The 643-nt window shown below is 37.0% G+C and carries 1 pseudogene; it reads right to left on the reverse strand.

Features of this window, described 5'->3' with window-relative positions:
* Positions 1–18: 18 nt before the first annotated feature.
* Positions 19–643, reverse strand: a pseudogene (locus tag ACSC97_RS18240) (IS4-like element ISAba1 family transposase); the annotation flags it as partial.

Here is a 643-nt window from a genome sequence, read left to right on the forward strand (position 1 = left end):
CTCTGTACACGACAAATTTCACAGAACCCTTATCCTATCAGGGTTCTGCCTTCTTAAAATTGCCAAAATTTCCTTAAACTCTTCTTTTTTCCCAAAACCAATTAAACGCTGAATCGCCATTTGAACATAGTCTAAACCATAGCGAAATAAACTCATTGAGAGTCGTCCATGCTTCTTTATTTTTATCACTTTTTTTTGATCATGTTGCCATTCACCCGTTAAGTAACACCAACAGAAGCTTATAGCTAACACCGCAATCAATTTTTTCACTCGTCTAGGGTCTGTCAAGCGCGTATTTTCAAGATTAAACCCGCGTCCTTTGAGACAACTGAATAAGGTTTCAATTTCCCAGCGTAATGCATAATCCTGAATAGCATTGGCATTAAACTGAGGAGAAACGACGAGTAAAAGCTCTCCATTTTCTAACTGTAGTGCACTTATATATAGTTTCACCCGACCAACCAAAATCCGTCGTTTACGACATTCAATTTGACCAACTTTAAGATGGCGAAATAAATCACTAATTTTATGATTCTTTCCTAAATGATTGGTGACAATGAAGTTTTTTTAACACGAATGCAGAAGTTGATGTCTTGTTCAATTAACCATGTAAACCACTGCTCACCGATAAACTCTCTGTCTG

It is taken from the genome of Acinetobacter sp. P1(2025), from assembly GCF_051390655.1.
In the GTDB taxonomy this organism is placed as follows: Bacteria; Pseudomonadota; Gammaproteobacteria; order Pseudomonadales; family Moraxellaceae; genus Acinetobacter; species Acinetobacter junii.